Genomic DNA, 15,642 nt, shown 5'->3' with positions numbered 1-15,642 from the left:
TTAAATATTTGAGCGCGCGCACAAAACGCGATGATAACTTCCTTTGAGAGGTGATCTAACGCACAGTTTTAACTTAAATGAAGGGGGCAAGGGATCGCAGGTAGAGGGAATTATTCCTCGATCGCAATAAATACCGACGGCCGTCACAATTCAATAAAAATCAAAGAAATCGCTATTGCAAAACAGAAAATGCTCAGGGCAAAAGGTAAAAAGGCTGGTTTCCCAGCCTTTTTGTTTACAGATTACAGCAGTTCAAACTCGCCTTGTTTTACCCGGGCGGAATCCACACCGATGAAGACGTTAAACTTACCGGGTTCAGCGTCATACTTCATGCTTTGGTTCCAGAACTTAAGCGCGTCGATGTCAATTGGGAAACTGACGGTCTGCGTTTCTCCCGGTTTCAGCGTGATTTTCTCAAATCCTTTCAGCTGTTTCACCGGGCGACTCATGGACGCCGTCACATCCCGCAGATACATTTGAATTACCGTCGCACCTTCACGTTTGCCGGTATTGGTGACCTGCACGCTGGCAGTGACTGAGCCATCGCGCTTCATCGTCGGGGAAGAGAGTTTCACCTCCGAGAGCGTAAATGTGGTGTAACTCAGCCCATAGCCAAACGGATACAGCGGGCCATTCGCCTCATCAAAATAACGCGAGGTGTACTTGTTCGGCTTGTCAGCATTATACGGACGGCCGGTGTTCAGGTGGCTGTAGTACACCGGGATCTGCCCGACAGAGCGCGGGAAAGACATTGGCAACTTACCGGATGGGTTGTAGTCGCCAAACAGCACATCGGCGATGGCGTTGCCGCCTTCCGTACCGGCAAACCAGGTCTCCAGAATCGCATCGGCCTGCTGGTCTTCTTTCACCAGTTGCAGCGGACGCCCATTCATCAACACCAGCACCAGCGGTTTACCCGTTGCCTTCAGCGCAGTAATTAAATCACGCTGGCTTTGCGGAATATTAATATCGGTACGGCTGGAGGCCTCGTGAGCCATCCCCTGAGCTTCCCCAACCACAGCGACCACAACGTCAGATTGTTTCGCGGCGGCAACCGCTTCATCGATCATCGTCTGTGGTGAGCGAGGGTCAACCTTCACTGCCTCTTCGTACAGATTGAGGAAATCCACAATGCCTTTATCGTTGGTGATATTCGCCCCTTTGGCGTACACCACTTTTCCTTTATCGCCCAATACATTTTGAATACCCGTCAGCACTGTTACGGACTGATCGGCTACGCCTGCGGCAGACCAACTGCCCATCACATCACGTTTGCTGTCGGCCAACGGTCCCACCACAGCAATGGTGCCGGACTTTTTCAGCGGCAGCGTTTCAAGACGGTTTTTCAGCAACACCAGACTCTCACGCGCAACATCACGCGCTTCCTTACGGTGCAGGCGGCTTTCCGCGTTGGTGTCCTGCGGGTCAGTCTCTTTTGCCCCCAGATGGCTGTAGGGATCGTTAAACAACCCCATATCGTATTTAACGTTGAGGACGTGACGCGCCGCATCGTCCAGCTCAGCCATCGTCACTTTGCCAGACTTAATCAGACCCGGCAGGTATTTGCTGTAATACTCATCACTCATGCTCATGTTGATGCCGGAGGTGATCGCCACACGCACGGCATCTTCAGGATCAGCAGCAGTACCGTGCTTAATAAGCTCTTTGATCGCCCCGTGATCGGAAACGGTGATGCCTTTAAAGCCCCACTGATCGCGCAATACTTCTTTCAGCAGCCAGGCATCGGAAGTCGCGGGAGTGCCATTTAATGAGTTAAGACCCACCATCACCGCGCCGCTTCCGGCATCCAGCCCGGCCTTGTACGGCGGCATATAATCGTTGAACAGGCGCTGCGGACTCATATCCACCGTGTTGTACTCTTTACCGCCTTCAACCGCACCGTAGGCAGCGAAGTGTTTCACGCTGGTCATCACCGAGTAGCGATCCGCCGGGCTTTTGCCCTGCATCGCTTCAACCATGGTTTTACCCATCGTTTCGGTCAGATACGTATCTTCGCCAAACCCTTCGGAAGCCCGGCCCCAACGCGGATCGCGAGAGACATCCACCATCGGCGCCCAGGTCATATTCAGACCATCATCCGCCGCTTCGTAGGCCGAAACGCGTCCCACGGTTTTGACCGCATCCAGATTAAAGGAGGACGCCAGACCGAGGCTAATGGGAAAAACGGTACGCTGGCCGTGCAATACGTCATAGGCAAAGAACAGCGGAATTTTCAGGCGGCTGAGTTCCATAACCTGATCCTGCATTTTGCGGATATCCTGGCGGGTGACGGTATTAAAAATCGCCCCCACCTGCCCGTCCTTGATCATGTCGCGGATGGCTTCTTTTGGATTGTCCGGGCCCACGCTTATCAAACGCAGCTGACCGATTTTCTCATCAACGGTCATTTTCGTGAGCAAATCGGTGACGAACGCGTCCCGCGCCTCAGGCGTTAAGGGATGATTGCCAAACAGCGACTCCGCCAGCGCTGGCTGCATGGCCAGACTCACCGCGACACCTACAGAACATAGCCATTTCATGTTGTTTCTCTCTTATTTTTAGCCCGCAGAGGCGGCGAAAATATAGCAAAAACCGTAGTTTGCCATAAGCCTAAACGGGTGAGAAAAAGAAAGCTAAGGTTATTCTCTGATTTTTTCGAAACATTCATGAATGAAATCGTCATACAAAGCGCTATGCTTAACACCGATATTTTGTCCCACCACAAGGAGTGGAAAATGTCTTCCATTACAACAACCGATAATAAAGAATTTATTACTGAGCTCGCCCGCCTGGTGGGCCAATCACACCTGCTCACTGACCCGGCAAAAACTGCCCGCTATCGCAAGGGCTTTCGTTCCGGACACGGCGACGCGCTGGCCGTGGTTTTCCCAGGCTCCCTGATGGAACTGTGGCGCGTGCTCAATGCCTGCGTCAGCGCCGATAAAATTATTCTGATGCAGGCCGCCAATACCGGGCTGACCGAAGGTTCCACGCCCAGCGGCAATGATTACGACCGGGATATTGTCATTATCAGTACCCTGCGCCTCGACAAACTCCATCTGCTGGACAAAGGCGAGCAGGTGCTGGCGTTTCCGGGTACCACCCTCTACTCGCTGGAAAAAGCGCTTAAGCCCTTTGGTCGCGAACCGCACTCCGTGATTGGCTCCTCCTGCATTGGCGCTTCCGTCATCGGTGGTATCTGCAATAACTCGGGGGGCTCGCTGGTACAACGCGGCCCGGCCTACACCGAGATGTCACTGTACGCGCGCATTGATGAACAGGGTAAATTGCAACTCGTGAACCATCTGGGTATCGACCTGGGTGAAACGCCGGAGAAGATCCTCAGCAAGCTGGATGACGAGCGTGTTAAAGATGAAGACGTTCTCCATGACGGCCGCCATGCGCACGACCACGATTACGTCACTCGCGTGCGCGATATTGACGCCGACACGCCCGCGCGCTACAACGCCGACCCGAACCGCTTATATGAATCCTCCGGTTGCGCTGGCAAGCTGGCCGTATTTGCCGTACGTCTGGACACCTTCCCGGCTGAAAAAAATCAGCAGGTCTTCTACATCGGTACCAACCAGCCGGACGTATTGACGGAAATCCGCCGCCATATTCTGGCGACGTTTGAGAATCTCCCCGTTGCGGGCGAATATATGCATCGCGACATCTATGACATCGCCGAAAAATACGGCAAAGATACGTTCCTGATGATCGATAAGCTCGGCACCGACAAAATGCCGTTCTTCTTTACCCTGAAAGGCCGTACCGATGCGATGCTGGAAAAAGTGAAATTTTTCCGTCCGAACTTTACTGACCGCGCGATGCAGAAGTTTGGTCATCTGTTCCCGAGCCACCTGCCGCCGCGGATGAAAAGCTGGCGCGATAAATACGAGCATCACCTGCTGTTAAAAATGGCCGGAGACGGCGTAGCGGAAGCGCAAAACTGGTTGACGGAGTTCTTCAAAACCGCCGAAGGTGACTTTTTCGCCTGTACGCCGGAAGAAGGCAGTAAGGCGTTCCTGCACCGTTTTGCCGCGGCAGGCGCAGCCATTCGGTATCAGGCGGTTCATGCTGATGAAGTAGAGGATATTCTGGCGCTCGACATTGCCCTGCGCCGCAACGATACCGAATGGTATGAGCACCTGCCGCCCGAAATCAGCGATCAACTGGTGCATAAACTCTATTACGGCCATTTTATGTGCTACGTCTTCCACCAGGATTACATCGTGAAGAAAGGCGTCGATGCGCATGCGTTAAAAGAACACATGCTGGAACTCCTCCGCCAGCGTGGGGCGCAATACCCGGCGGAACATAACGTAGGACATCTGTATAAAGCGCCAGAAACGCTCAGCCGTTTTTATCGGGAAAATGACCCGACGAATAGCATGAATCCAGGTATCGGTAAGACAAGTAAGCAGAAGTTCTGGAAGTGAGGCGATTGCCCGAGAGCGTAACGCTCTCGGGTATACTAAGACGCATTAATCGTTCTGCGCTGTTTGCTCGCTCTTACTGGCACCTGCGGCTGCCATCTGCGCGGCTTTTTGCTTCTTATAACTCAGCGCAGCTGGCGGAACCGGCATGACTTTGCCGGTTTCAATCCACGTACGTAAACGGCTGGCATCGGCAAAGTGCGTGTATTTACCGAAGGCATCCATCACCACCAGCGCCACCGGTTTGTTATTAATGACGGTGCGCATCACCAGACAGTGACCCGCCGCATTGGTAAAGCCTGTTTTGGTCAGCTGAATATTCCAGTTATCGCGATACACCAGATGGTTAGTGTTACGGAATGGCAGCGTATAGGCCGGGTTGGCAAACGTAGCCATGTCTTCGCGGGTCGTACTCAACTGACCAATCAGCGGATACTGCTTGCTGGCAATCAGCAGCTTTGTTAAGTCGCGGGCCGTCGAGACGTTATGAATGGACAACCCCGTCGGTTCTACAAACCGTGTGTGGGTCATGCCTAACGCTTTGGCTTTGGCATTCATCGCTTTAATAAACGCGTTGTAGCCGCCCGGATAATGGTGCGCAAGGCTTGCCGCCGCGCGGTTTTCCGAAGACATCAACGCCAGCAGCAGCATATCTTTACGGCTAATCTCACTGTTCAGACGCACGCGGGAGTAGATCCCTTTCATTTCTGGCGTCTGGCTGATATCCACTTTCAGTTTTTCGTTCAGCGGCAGTCGCGCATCAAGCACGACCATCGCCGTCATTAATTTGGTGATCGACGCAATCGGACGCACAAGGTCAGGATGGTTCGAATAGATCACTTTGTTGGTATTTAAATCAACAATCATCGCGCTACCCGACGCAATCTCAGGTTGAGACGCTGTTGTAGTAGCCGTCGTTTTTGCCACTGCCTGAGGCGCAAAAGGGACCGCCAGCATCAGGGCAAGGCTTAGTATTGAAACTCGGAATTTCAGCATGATGAGATTTCTGATAATGGTTCACGCACGTCACAACGCGCACCGCCGGAGTTAAGTACACACTCAAGCTAGCTCAGGCATCATAGCGATCGGGCAGGTTTGCCGCCACAGAAGAATCGTCAACAAATGCTGCGTTGCTGACTTTTACGCCAGCAACGCCGTTGAAGAGAATGACATCAGAATAACCGATACCCGTAGCCCCACAGGATCACTGTGATCGCTAACAGGACTTCCAGCACCAACACGCCGATAGCCAGCGTCGAACTGGAAAAGCTCAGCCCTTCCTCTTTGTTAATGTTCAGGAATGTCGGGACACCGAGGTACAACAGATAACCGGTGTAGAACAGCGCGATGGTACCGACCAGCGCGCACAGCCAGACCAGCGGATAGAGCGCCACAAAACCGCTCAGGAATAGCGGCGTGGCAACATAGCCGGCAAATACCATGCAGTGCGCCAGAGAAGGTCGTTGCGGATAGTTTCGCGCCATCCACCAGATGACCCGCCCCATTACCGCTACCCCTGCCAGCATGACCGCGTAAAAAACAATGGCCAGTGCAAAACCGGTGAACAGAGAAAGCTGAAACACATTGCCATCGCCAAAATTCCAGCCAATTTGCGTGGTGCCAATAAATGCGCAAATCACCGGGATTGCCGCCATCATCAGGACATGGTGGGTGTAGTGGTGCGAAATGGTTTCGTTTTCACTCTTGATCACATGCATTTCACGATCGGGATGGGAAAACAGCCCCCAGACATGGTTCATACCGTCCCCCTTCTTGTCAGCTCCGGACCTCAACACTTCAAGTATAATTCAGCTTTCGATTATTTTATGTACAGCCCGCGAAATACCGGTCCGCTGAGCGGACGCTTTTCCGGCCATAAATGATTCATAAGGTGTATGCTAAAGATTGTGGAGGTCATACCGACGTATGGATATAAACAGTCTTATCGCGCATTACGGTTATGCCGCGCTGGTCATTGGCAGTCTGGCTGAAGGCGAAACCATCACCCTGTTAGGGGGTGTCGCCGCACATCAGGGGTTACTCAAATTTCCATTGGTCGTCGTCTCCGTTGCGCTCGGCGGCATGATCGGCGATCAGGTCCTCTATTTAGTGGGGCGTCGATTTGGCGGGAAACTTCTGCGCCGCTTCTCGCGTCATCGCAGCAAAATTCATTACGCGCAGAAGATGATCCAACGCCGCCCCTATCTGTTTGTGATCGGGACACGATTCATGTACGGATTTCGCGTCATCGGCCCGCTTCTGATTGGCGCCAGCCACCTGCCGCCAAAAATCTTTCTGCCGTTGAATATTCTGGGTGCTCTGATTTGGGCGCTGCTGTTTACGGCCCTGGGCTATCTCGGCGGCGAAGTGATTGCGCCCTGGCTGCACCATCTCGATCAACACATCAAACATGGCGTCTGGCTGGTTCTGGTTATCGGACTGGTGGTGGGAACACGCTGGTGGTTGAAACGGCGTAGCAGGCAGAAAGCGCAATAAATGCAGCCGACAGCGAGTGCTGTCGGCTGCTGACTGTCAGGTTGTGTGGTAGCCCCCACCTAATGCGCTGGTCAGTTGAACAGAGGCATCAAGCCACTGACCTTGCAAAATCAGGCCATTGCAATGTTCGCGTAGCGCCGGGATCTTCGCCTGACTGACCCGTGAACCGGCAATGATACCGGCATTGAAACGCGCCTGCGCCAGGGCAACAACACGTTGAGCATCCTGTTCAATCTTTCGCTGGTGTTGATTTTTTGCCGCCATCGTTTCTACCTGGCTTGCCGCGCGCGTCACGTCATTCACCGCATCAACCACCGCTTTGTTGTAATTCGCTATTGATAGATTACTCTGCGCCTTCGCGATATCGAGATTCGCATTCAGCCTGCCACTGTCGAAGATTGGCAGCGTCAGTCCGGCAGTCACGCCCATTTGTTGCGCTGAACTGCGGAACAGATCGCTCATGTGCAGCGCATCCTGCTGCAAAAAAGCCATCAGGTTGATGTCAGGATAAAAGGCCGCTTTCGCCGCCTCGACGCTGCCCAGCGATGACTCAATGTACCAGTGCTCAGCCTGCAGATCTGCCCGACGCGCCAGTAATGAATACCCTAACTGCGCGGGTAACGCGCTTTCCACCTTCGGTAGCGCAACAGTATGCAGCGTTAGCGGCGCTGATTGCTGATGGGTGAGCGCCGCAAGCCTTGCCTCAATGACCTTCATTTTACCGGCGACATCATTGAGCTGTTGCTGCGTTTTGCTGTCGTCGATATCCGTCTCTACGCCTTCAACGGAAGACGTAATACCGTTTTGATACAGTTGGCGGTCAGCCGTAATGATGTTTTTTTGCTCCTGGTCAATCTCTGTTAACACGTTGCTCAGCGCCGCCTGGGTTTGCCACTCCCAGTATAAACGCGTCACACCGCTCGCCAGCAGTTGGCGGGTCTGTTCCTGCTCGGCTTCACGCGCTTTGACAACGCCAATCCGCGCAGTCATTTCCGCCCGGTTTTTACCCCACAAATCCAGGTTCCAGCCTGCCGTTAGACCAAATGTACCGTTGGTGTACCACGGACCGGTCGTCCCCGCTGCGGGATCGGTAATGGCAAAAGGCCCCATCAGCCCTTCGGCTGACATTTTCTGCCGTTCTGCATTTGCCGAGAAATCGACCTGCGGCCCGTCCTGCGCTTCAACCGCTTTAGCCTGCGCCTCCGCTAATTGAATACGCTGTTCTGCCACCTGCATATCTGGTGCATGTGCCAGCGCACTCTCAATCAGCGCATTCAGTTGAGGATCCTGATAAGCCCGCCACCACTGACTGTCCGGCCAACCGTTTTTCAGTGCCGCCGGTAATGCAGACTCGACGTGTGAAGTGGGCGTCTGCTGCGCCAACGCCTGGCGGTTGTCGTGCATCGGGGCGCATCCCGAAAGAGCAACAAATAGCGGTAAACACGCGGTCGCGACAAAAGGAGAATAACGATTCATGAAGGTGTTCTGGTAAGAAAAGGTGTGCTGATATTACGTGGTGTGACGTCTGTTTTTTTAGTTACGCGTGGCAAAACATTTTTGGAAAATAAAAGAAATAATCAGAAAAATATATTTTATTTAAATGATGAATTAAAAATCATTCAAATAATAAATAAAAATATGCCCTATTTTCTCCCCCGATTTGCCCAATCCGCCGATACGTCATCGGCCACCTATTATGGCCGTAATGACGCAATATCAATAGCCTGAATCGCGCGGGCAATATCCGGTGAATTATTGAGTGAACGAATCTCCTGAAAAAGCGCGGTCGCTTCGGAATACTCTTTGCGTAAATACCCCAGCCACTGTTTGATGCGCGCCACATGATAAAGCCCGGTATCGCCTTGCTTTTCCAGCCGGGTATATTTCTGCAACAAAACCACCACCTCAGGCCAGGGCATACGCGGTTCGTTATATTTCACCACACGACTCAGGTTAGGGATATTTAATGCCCCTCGCCCCATCATCACCGCGTCGCATCCGCTTACCGCCATACACTCCTGCGCACTTTGCCAGTCCCAGATCTCACCATTGGCGATAACCGGAATCGTTAGCCGCTGTCGGATTTCGCCAATCGCCTGCCAGTCAATGTGCTCCGCTTTATACCCTTGTTCTTTCGTACGACCGTGTACCGCGAGTTCGCTTGCGCCAGCTTGCTGTACCGCATCGGCAATTTCGAATTTTCTGTCGCCGCTGTCCCAGCCAAGACGCACTTTCACCGTCACGGGCAGATGCGCAGGTACCGCCTCACGCATCGCCTTTGCCCCCTGATAGATAAGCTCAGGATCTTTGAGCAAAGTTGCACCGCCGCCGCTGCCGTTGACCAATTTTGACGGGCAGCCGCAGTTTAGATCGACGCCATACGATCCTAACTCCACCGCACGCGCGGCATTTTCCGCTAACCACTGCGGGTATTGTCCCAGCAGTTGAATACGCACCAATGTGCCCGAGGGTGTCCGGCTGGAGTTGAGCAATTCCGGGCAAATACGGTGGAATACTTTCGCCGGCAGGAGTTGATCCACCACGCGCAGAAATTCCGTAATGCACAGATCGTAGTCATTCACGTCGGTCAGGAGCTCGCGCACCAGAGAATCAAGTACGCCTTCCATCGGCGCCAGCAAAACACGCATATCGTTACCCGCAAAAAAAGAGGCGCTATGGTAGCGTCTCTCCAGGGCGGTTTAAAGTCTCTCCGCTATGATCTTTATGACGCAACGTTCACGTTGTCTATCTCAACCATGCTCAGAATTCATGATGTGATCGGTAGCACATTTTAAAGTTTAATTGTATGATGAATACCTCTCATCAAGGGCGTTTACTATGAGTAAATCACTGAATATCGTCTGGCAATATTTACGCGCATTTGTGCTGATTTATGCCTGTTTATATGCAGGTATTTTTATTGCGTCGCTACTTCCAATCACCATTCCCGGCAGCATCATCGGCATGCTGATCCTGTTCGTTTTACTGGCACTGCAAATTCTGCCGGCAAAATGGGTCAACCCAGGTTGTTACGCGCTGATTCGCTATATGGCGTTACTTTTCGTTCCCATTGGCGTGGGCGTGATGCAGTACTTTGACTTACTGCGCGCGCAGTTCGGGCCTGTTGTTGTCTCCTGCGCGATAAGTACGCTGGTGGTCTTTCTGGTGGTTAGCTGGAGCTCGCATATTGTGCACGGCGAACGAAAAGTGATTGGGCATAAAGGATCAAAACAATGATGTCGTACATCTGGTGGTCGTTACCTCTGACACTGGCGGTGTTTTTTGCAGCACGTAAACTGGCTGTGCGTTTTAAGATGCCATTGCTGAACCCGCTGCTGGTCGCCATGGTGGTCATCATTCCGTTTCTTATTCTCACCGGAATTCCTTACGATCACTATTTTCAGGGCAGCAAGGTGCTGAACGACCTGCTGCAACCCGCTGTGGTGGCGTTGGCCTATCCGCTTTATGAGCAACTGCACCAGATCCGCGCCCGCTGGAAATCCATCATCACTATCTGTTTCTGTGGCAGCGTGGTCGCCATGGTGACGGGCACGTCGGTGGCGTTGTTGATGGGCGCCACGCCTGAAATCGCCGCGTCGGTATTGCCTAAATCAGTCACCACGCCTATCGCGATGGCGGTTGGGGGGAGTCTTGGCGGCATTCCGGCGATCAGCGCCGTATGCGTAATATTTGTCGGGATCCTCGGGGCGGTGTTTGGTCACACGTTGTTAAACGCCATGCGGATCCGTACCAAAGCCGCGCGTGGGCTGGCAATGGGAACCGCATCGCATGCTCTCGGCACTGCGCGTTGCGCTGAGCTGGATTACCAGGAAGGCGCCTTTAGTTCGCTGGCGCTGGTGATTTGCGGGATTATCACATCGCTGTTAGCCCCCTTTTTATTTCCTGTCATTCTGGCTGTAATGGGTTAAAATTTGCGATGCGTCGCGCATTTTCAATTTAAGTTTCACAAGTTGCACAAGTAATGAGATGTAAATCACATATAACGCAGTGACAGGCCCGTACACTACGATTCCATTACATTGTTAAGAGGCAACGCCATGCATCCACGTTTTCAAACTGCTTTTGCCCAACTCGCGGATAATTTGCAATCAGCGCTGGCACCACTTCTGGCGGATAAGCATTTCCCCGCCATGCTGAGTGCAGAGCAGGTCTCGACGCTTAAAAGTGAATCGGGGCTGGACGAAGACGCGCTGGCTTTCGCGCTCCTGCCGCTGGCGGCCGCCTGCGCGCGTACCGACCTTTCCCATTTTAACGTTGGCGCCGTGGCGCGTGGCGTCAGTGGGACATGGTATTTCGGTGGCAACATGGAGTTCCTGGGAGCCACCATGCAGCAAACCGTTCACGCCGAACAAAGCGCCATCAGCCACGCCTGGTTACGCGGCGAAAAAGCCCTTGCGGCCATTACCGTCAACTACACCCCTTGTGGTCACTGCCGTCAGTTTATGAACGAACTGAACAGCGGACTGGATCTGCGCATTCACTTGCCAGGCCGCGAGCCACATACGCTGCGTGACTATTTGCCAGACGCTTTCGGTCCTAAAGATCTGGCGATCAAAACGCTGCTGATGGACGCACAAGATCACGGCTTCGCCCTGAAAGGCGATGCACTGACTCAGGAAGCGATTCGTGCCGCCAACCGATGCCATATGCCGTACAGTAATTCCCCAAGCGGCGTGGCGCTGGAGTGTAAAGACGGGCGTATTTTCGCCGGCAGCTATGCTGAAAACGCCGCGTTTAACCCCACACTGCCACCTCTGCAAGGCGCATTAAACTTGCTGAATCTGAACGGTTACGACTATCCGGATATCCAGCGCGCCATTCTGGCCGAGAAAGCGGATGCGCCGTTGATTCAATGGGATGCCACCGCCGCGACGCTGAAAGCGTTGGGTTGCGACAACATTGAGCGCGTACTGCTGGCGTAAATCGTTGTGCCCGGTGGCGCAAGCTTACCGGGCCCGAAACGCAGCGCCTATTCAGGCAACGTTGAGGTATGTCGAAAATCCCCGCAATCAGACTACCGATTCTTGCGCAACGCCGCTGGGTAAAGTAGCCTGATTGAAATTTCTTCCTTTTATCGAGTTCTCCGTAATGTTAAAGCGTCTGTTTTACAGCCTGTTAGTCCTGGTCGGCTTGCTGCTGTTAACTGCGCTTGGCCTAGACAGATGGATGAGCTGGAAAACCGCCCCTTACATCTACGACGAATTGCAGGACCTGCCCTATCGCCAGGTCGGCGTGGTCTTAGGCACCGCCAAATACTATCGCACCGGTGTGATTAATCAGTATTACCGCTACCGTATTCAGGGCGCGCTTAATGCCTACAACAGCGGTAAGGTTAATTACCTTCTGCTTAGCGGCGACAACGCGCTGCAAAGCTATAACGAGCCGATGACAATGCGTAAAGACCTGATCGCAGCAGGCGTTGATCCTGCGGATATCGTGCTCGATTACGCGGGTTTTCGCACGCTGGACTCGATTGTGCGTACCCGTAAGGTCTTTGATACCAACGATTTCATCATCATCACTCAGCGCTTCCACTGTGAACGCGCCTTATTCATTGCGCTGCACATGGGAATTCAGGCGCAGTGCTACGCGGTTCCTTCGCCAAAAGATATGCTCACCGTGCGGGTGCGTGAATTCGGCGCGCGTTTTGGCGCGCTGGCCGACCTCTATATCTTCAAGCGTGAACCGCGCTTTTTGGGCCCGCTGGTGCCCATTCCCGCTATGCATCAGGTCCCTGACGATGCACAGGGTTATCCGGCAGTAACGCCTGAACAACTGCTGGAATTACAAAAGAAACAAGGAAAATAAGCGTGGAAGACAAAACCCTATTTATCGTAATTGGCGTACTGATGGTCGTCCTCTGGACCTTCCGGCAAGGGCTAAAGGGGATACGCACTGGCGTCATCGAGAAAACAGTCAAAGGCTCGCAAGAGCCACTCTTAATTCAACGCTCCGCTGAACCCACGACTTACTGGATCTATATCGGTGTCTACTTTGGGCTTTCGCTGGGCGCTCTGCTCGTGGGAATTTGGTTAGTCTTTATCAAATAAAAAACCGGTGCAGAACGTCTCTGCACCGGTTTTTCCGTAGATGAATTACTTCTTACGGGCGTATTTCAGAGAATCCAGCGCGACCGCGAAGATAATGATGCCGCCCTTAATGATGTACTGCCAGTAAGGGTTCACGCCGATATAGGTTAATCCGTAGTTGATGACGGTGAAGATAATCACACCGGTCACGACCCCAAAGACGGTCCCTACCCCACCGCTGAACGACACGCCGCCGACCACGCACGCCGCAATCGCATCCAGTTCGTACATAAAGCCGAGGTTGTTGGTGGCAGAACCGATACGACCGGCTTCCAGCAACCCACCAAAAGCGTAGAACACACCGGACAATGCGTAGATCATCAATAGGTTCAGCGCGACGTTAACACCAGAGACTTTTGCCGCTTCCGGGTTACCGCCGATAGCAAAAATATTTTTGCCAAAACGGGTTTTGTTCCACAGTACCCAAACAAACGCCACGGCAATTAACGCATAGAAGGTGATGTAAGAGAGTCGGAAACTGCCCAGCGCAATGAAGCCCTGCGCGAAAGTTGAGAAGCCGCTATCAAAACCCGAGATTGGCGACGCGCCCACGAAGTCGTAATAGAGGGAGTTGATACCGTAAACGATGATCATCGTGCCAAGGGTTGTGATAAACGGCGTCACGTTGAGGTAAGCAATAATGATACCGTTCACCAGACCGATAATGGCCCCCACCGCACAGACAATCAGGATCACCAGTGCAATTGGCATGGTCGCCATTTCAGGGAAGACTTTATTCGCGTTTTCCATCGATTGCAGCAGCGTCGCCGCAACTACCGCCGCCAGCCCGACCTGACGACCCGCTGACAGGTCAGTCCCCTGGGTGACAATCAGTCCGGCTACACCCAATGCAATAATGATACGTACAGAAGACTGCGTCAGGATGTTACTCAAGTTCAGCAGACTTAAGAATGTGGGGTCCTGGAAAATAATAATGGCCAGTAAGACTAAAAGAACAACGTAAATTCCGCCTTCCTTTAGATAAGTAAGAAAACTTTTCTTATTTAACGCACTCATGAGGAGCCCCTGATCTTAAAGGTGCAAAGACGCAAGACGCAGAATTTCGTTTTGCGTAGTCGTTTTGGTGTCAACAATTCCGGCAACGAGACCGTTACTCATTACCAGAATACGATCTGTAATCCCTAACAATTCCGGCATTTCAGAAGAGATGATAATGATTCCCTTCTCTTTCTTCGCCAGCTCCGCGATCAACTGATAAATTTCAAATTTCGCGCCAACATCAATGCCGCGCGTAGGTTCGTCCAGCATTAATATTTCTGGCTGGGTTAACAACCAACGGCCAATAATGACCTTTTGCTGGTTTCCCCCCGAAAGAGAACCGATTTGTGTACGATGGCCCGGCGTTTTTACCCGCATAGAGTCAATAACCCATTGGGTATCACTCTTCATTCGGGAATTGTCCAACAGACCGACTTTATTTTTGTAATTATGAATATTGGAAATCAAAGAGTTAAAGCCAATATCCAGATAAGCATAAATACCGGTCGAACGACGTTCTTCCGTCACCAGCGCAAAACCATGATTAATGGCTTCGTTGGCATTGTGGTTGTTTATCTTTTTGCCGTGCAACGTAATGGTGCCAGACGATTTTTCACGGATACCAAACAGCGTTTCAACGATGTCCGTACGTTTTGCTCCGACCAGACCAGCAATCCCCAGGATCTCACCTTTATGCAGATCAAACGAGATGTCGCGGATTGAAGGCTGACGTAAAGAGGTCAGATTACGCACTTCCAGAATCACTTCACCAGGCTTGTTCTCTTTGTCCGGGAAGCGCTGGTTCAGCGAGCGCCCGACCATCATGGCGATGATTTTGTCCATATTCAGCCCTTCCAGCGGCTGCGTTGCAATCCACTGACCGTCGCGCAGGACAGTAATCTCATCACATAACTGGAAAATTTCTTCCATTTTATGAGAGATATAAACAATACCGCAGCCACGCTCTTTCAGCTTACGGATAATGGTAAACAGATGATTAACCTCTTTTTCTGTTAGTGAAGAGGTAGGTTCATCCATAATCACGATTTTCGCGTTATAAGAGAACGCTTTCGCAATTTCGATCATCTGCATTTGTGAAACGGATAAAGTCCCCACTCGCGCCCGCGGGTCGATATCAATATCCAGTTCATCAAATATCGCTTTGGTATCGCGATACATTTTGTCCTGATCAACAAACATGCCTTTAGTGGGATAACGCCCCAGCCACATGTTGTCCATCACAGAACGCTGCAATACCAGGTTTAACTCCTGGTGAACCATCGAAATACCATTCTCCAGCGCTTCTTTGGCGGAATGAAAATCGATTTCTTTACCCTGAAATAAAATGCTGCCAGAATCTTTTTGATAGATTCCAAAAAGACATTTTAATAATGTTGATTTCCCTGCACCATTTTCTCCCATTAATGCATGAATAGAATGGGGGCGGACTTTTAAATTGACATTATCAAGTGCCTTAACGCCGGGGAAAGACTTGTTGATGCCGCTCATTTCTAACAAGAATTCGCCTGACGACTGAGTAGTAGTGCTGACCATAATTATACCTTGTTGGCCTCGCAGAGTGCGTTATTAAAGGGCGC

14 protein-coding genes are annotated in these 15,642 nt (G+C 52.0%); 7 read left to right on the top strand and 7 right to left on the bottom strand.

What is annotated here, in order from left to right; translation table 11 throughout:
* Positions 1 to 242: 242 nt before the first annotated feature.
* Positions 243 to 2,540 (bottom strand): beta-glucosidase BglX, encoded by a 2,298-nt coding sequence (gene bglX / locus NNO04_RS09105; RefSeq protein WP_271444377.1) that lies wholly within the window; start codon positions 2,538 to 2,540, stop codon positions 243 to 245.
* A 195-nt stretch (positions 2,541 to 2,735) separates the two neighbouring features.
* On the opposite strand from bglX, the gene dld reads away from it, so the two are divergent.
* Positions 2,736 to 4,442 carry a D-lactate dehydrogenase gene (dld, locus tag NNO04_RS09100; RefSeq protein WP_271444376.1) on the top strand — a complete coding sequence of 569 codons (1,707 nt, stop codon included), beginning with the start codon at positions 2,736 to 2,738 and terminating at the stop codon, positions 4,440 to 4,442.
* A gap of 45 nt (positions 4,443 to 4,487) precedes the next feature.
* Here the strand turns inward: dld and pbpG are convergent, their stop codons facing one another.
* On the bottom strand, positions 4,488 to 5,435 hold the full coding sequence (gene pbpG / locus NNO04_RS09095) for a D-alanyl-D-alanine endopeptidase (RefSeq protein ID WP_271444375.1): 948 nt from the start codon (positions 5,433 to 5,435) through the stop codon (positions 4,488 to 4,490).
* Between the two features lie 176 nt (positions 5,436 to 5,611).
* The gene (locus tag NNO04_RS09090) at positions 5,612 to 6,199 is read right to left on the bottom strand and encodes a Yip1 family protein (protein WP_162379250.1); all 588 of its coding nucleotides are present in this window, start codon (positions 6,197 to 6,199) and stop codon (positions 5,612 to 5,614) included.
* Positions 6,200 to 6,365: 166 nt separating this feature from the next.
* On the opposite strand from NNO04_RS09090, the gene NNO04_RS09085 reads away from it, so the two are divergent.
* Positions 6,366 to 6,935 carry a DedA family protein gene (locus tag NNO04_RS09085; RefSeq protein WP_271444374.1) on the top strand — a complete coding sequence of 190 codons (570 nt, stop codon included), beginning with the start codon at positions 6,366 to 6,368 and terminating at the stop codon, positions 6,933 to 6,935.
* A gap of 36 nt (positions 6,936 to 6,971) precedes the next feature.
* On the opposite strand, the gene mdtQ is transcribed toward NNO04_RS09085, so the two are convergent.
* On the bottom strand, positions 6,972 to 8,411 hold the full coding sequence (gene mdtQ / locus NNO04_RS09080) for a multidrug resistance outer membrane protein MdtQ (RefSeq protein ID WP_271444373.1): 1,440 nt from the start codon (positions 8,409 to 8,411) through the stop codon (positions 6,972 to 6,974).
* Positions 8,412 to 8,629: 218 nt separating this feature from the next.
* Positions 8,630 to 9,583 (bottom strand): tRNA dihydrouridine(16) synthase DusC, encoded by a 954-nt coding sequence (gene dusC, locus NNO04_RS09075; protein ID WP_271444372.1) that lies wholly within the window; start codon positions 9,581 to 9,583, stop codon positions 8,630 to 8,632.
* 190 nt (positions 9,584 to 9,773) lie between these two features.
* Between dusC and NNO04_RS09070 the strand changes: the two genes are divergently transcribed.
* The 5 genes from NNO04_RS09070 (at position 9,774) to NNO04_RS09050 (ending at position 13,006) form a co-directional block, all read left to right on the top strand.
* Entirely contained in the window at positions 9,774 to 10,172 is a 399-nt protein-coding gene (locus tag NNO04_RS09070; protein ID WP_271444371.1) for a CidA/LrgA family protein, read from the top strand.
* Positions 10,169 to 10,864 (top strand): CidB/LrgB family autolysis modulator, encoded by a 696-nt coding sequence (locus NNO04_RS09065; RefSeq protein ID WP_271444370.1) that lies wholly within the window; start codon positions 10,169 to 10,171, stop codon positions 10,862 to 10,864. The genes NNO04_RS09070 and NNO04_RS09065 overlap by 4 nt, the downstream gene beginning before the upstream one ends.
* A gap of 129 nt (positions 10,865 to 10,993) precedes the next feature.
* Entirely contained in the window at positions 10,994 to 11,878 is an 885-nt protein-coding gene (gene cdd / locus NNO04_RS09060) for a cytidine deaminase (protein WP_271444369.1), read from the top strand.
* A gap of 166 nt (positions 11,879 to 12,044) precedes the next feature.
* Complete coding sequence (sanA, locus tag NNO04_RS09055) at positions 12,045 to 12,764, top strand: outer membrane permeability protein SanA (RefSeq protein WP_192612801.1); 720 nt, start codon at positions 12,045 to 12,047, stop codon at positions 12,762 to 12,764.
* Positions 12,765 to 12,766: 2 nt separating this feature from the next.
* On the top strand, positions 12,767 to 13,006 hold the full coding sequence (locus NNO04_RS09050; protein ID WP_271444368.1) for a DUF2542 family protein: 240 nt from the start codon (positions 12,767 to 12,769) through the stop codon (positions 13,004 to 13,006).
* A 45-nt stretch (positions 13,007 to 13,051) separates the two neighbouring features.
* Here NNO04_RS09050 and mglC read toward each other — a convergent pair whose 3' ends face one another.
* Both mglC and mglA read right to left on the bottom strand, forming a co-directional pair.
* Entirely contained in the window at positions 13,052 to 14,062 is a 1,011-nt protein-coding gene (gene mglC / locus NNO04_RS09045; protein ID WP_162379242.1) for a galactose/methyl galactoside ABC transporter permease MglC, read from the bottom strand.
* A 15-nt stretch (positions 14,063 to 14,077) separates the two neighbouring features.
* The gene (gene mglA, locus NNO04_RS09040) at positions 14,078 to 15,598 is read right to left on the bottom strand and encodes a galactose/methyl galactoside ABC transporter ATP-binding protein MglA (RefSeq protein ID WP_271444367.1); all 1,521 of its coding nucleotides are present in this window, start codon (positions 15,596 to 15,598) and stop codon (positions 14,078 to 14,080) included.
* Positions 15,599 to 15,642 lie beyond the last annotated feature (44 nt).

The organism is Citrobacter sp. Awk 4 (genome assembly GCF_028069725.1).
Taxonomy (GTDB): domain Bacteria; phylum Pseudomonadota; class Gammaproteobacteria; order Enterobacterales; family Enterobacteriaceae; genus Citrobacter_D.
Note: the sequence above shows the minus strand (reverse complement) of the source record. Positions and strands in the feature narration are given on the sequence as shown.

Coding starts and splice junctions, on each gene's coding strand:
- bglX (WP_271444377.1), bottom strand. CDS start 2,540: ATGAAATGGCTATGTTCTGTAGGTGTCGCGGTGAGTCTGGCCATGCAG.
- dld (WP_271444376.1), top strand. CDS start 2,736: ATGTCTTCCATTACAACAACCGATAATAAAGAATTTATTACTGAGCTC.
- pbpG (WP_271444375.1), bottom strand. CDS start 5,435: ATGCTGAAATTCCGAGTTTCAATACTAAGCCTTGCCCTGATGCTGGCG.
- NNO04_RS09090 (WP_162379250.1), bottom strand. CDS start 6,199: ATGAACCATGTCTGGGGGCTGTTTTCCCATCCCGATCGTGAAATGCAT.
- NNO04_RS09085 (WP_271444374.1), top strand. CDS start 6,366: ATGGATATAAACAGTCTTATCGCGCATTACGGTTATGCCGCGCTGGTC.
- mdtQ (WP_271444373.1), bottom strand. CDS start 8,411: ATGAATCGTTATTCTCCTTTTGTCGCGACCGCGTGTTTACCGCTATTT.
- dusC (WP_271444372.1), bottom strand. CDS start 9,583: ATGCGTGTTTTGCTGGCGCCGATGGAAGGCGTACTTGATTCTCTGGTG.
- NNO04_RS09070 (WP_271444371.1), top strand. CDS start 9,774: ATGAGTAAATCACTGAATATCGTCTGGCAATATTTACGCGCATTTGTG.
- NNO04_RS09065 (WP_271444370.1), top strand. CDS start 10,169: ATGATGTCGTACATCTGGTGGTCGTTACCTCTGACACTGGCGGTGTTT.
- cdd (WP_271444369.1), top strand. CDS start 10,994: ATGCATCCACGTTTTCAAACTGCTTTTGCCCAACTCGCGGATAATTTG.
- sanA (WP_192612801.1), top strand. CDS start 12,045: ATGTTAAAGCGTCTGTTTTACAGCCTGTTAGTCCTGGTCGGCTTGCTG.
- mglC (WP_162379242.1), bottom strand. CDS start 14,062: ATGAGTGCGTTAAATAAGAAAAGTTTTCTTACTTATCTAAAGGAAGGC.
- mglA (WP_271444367.1), bottom strand. CDS start 15,598: ATGGTCAGCACTACTACTCAGTCGTCAGGCGAATTCTTGTTAGAAATG.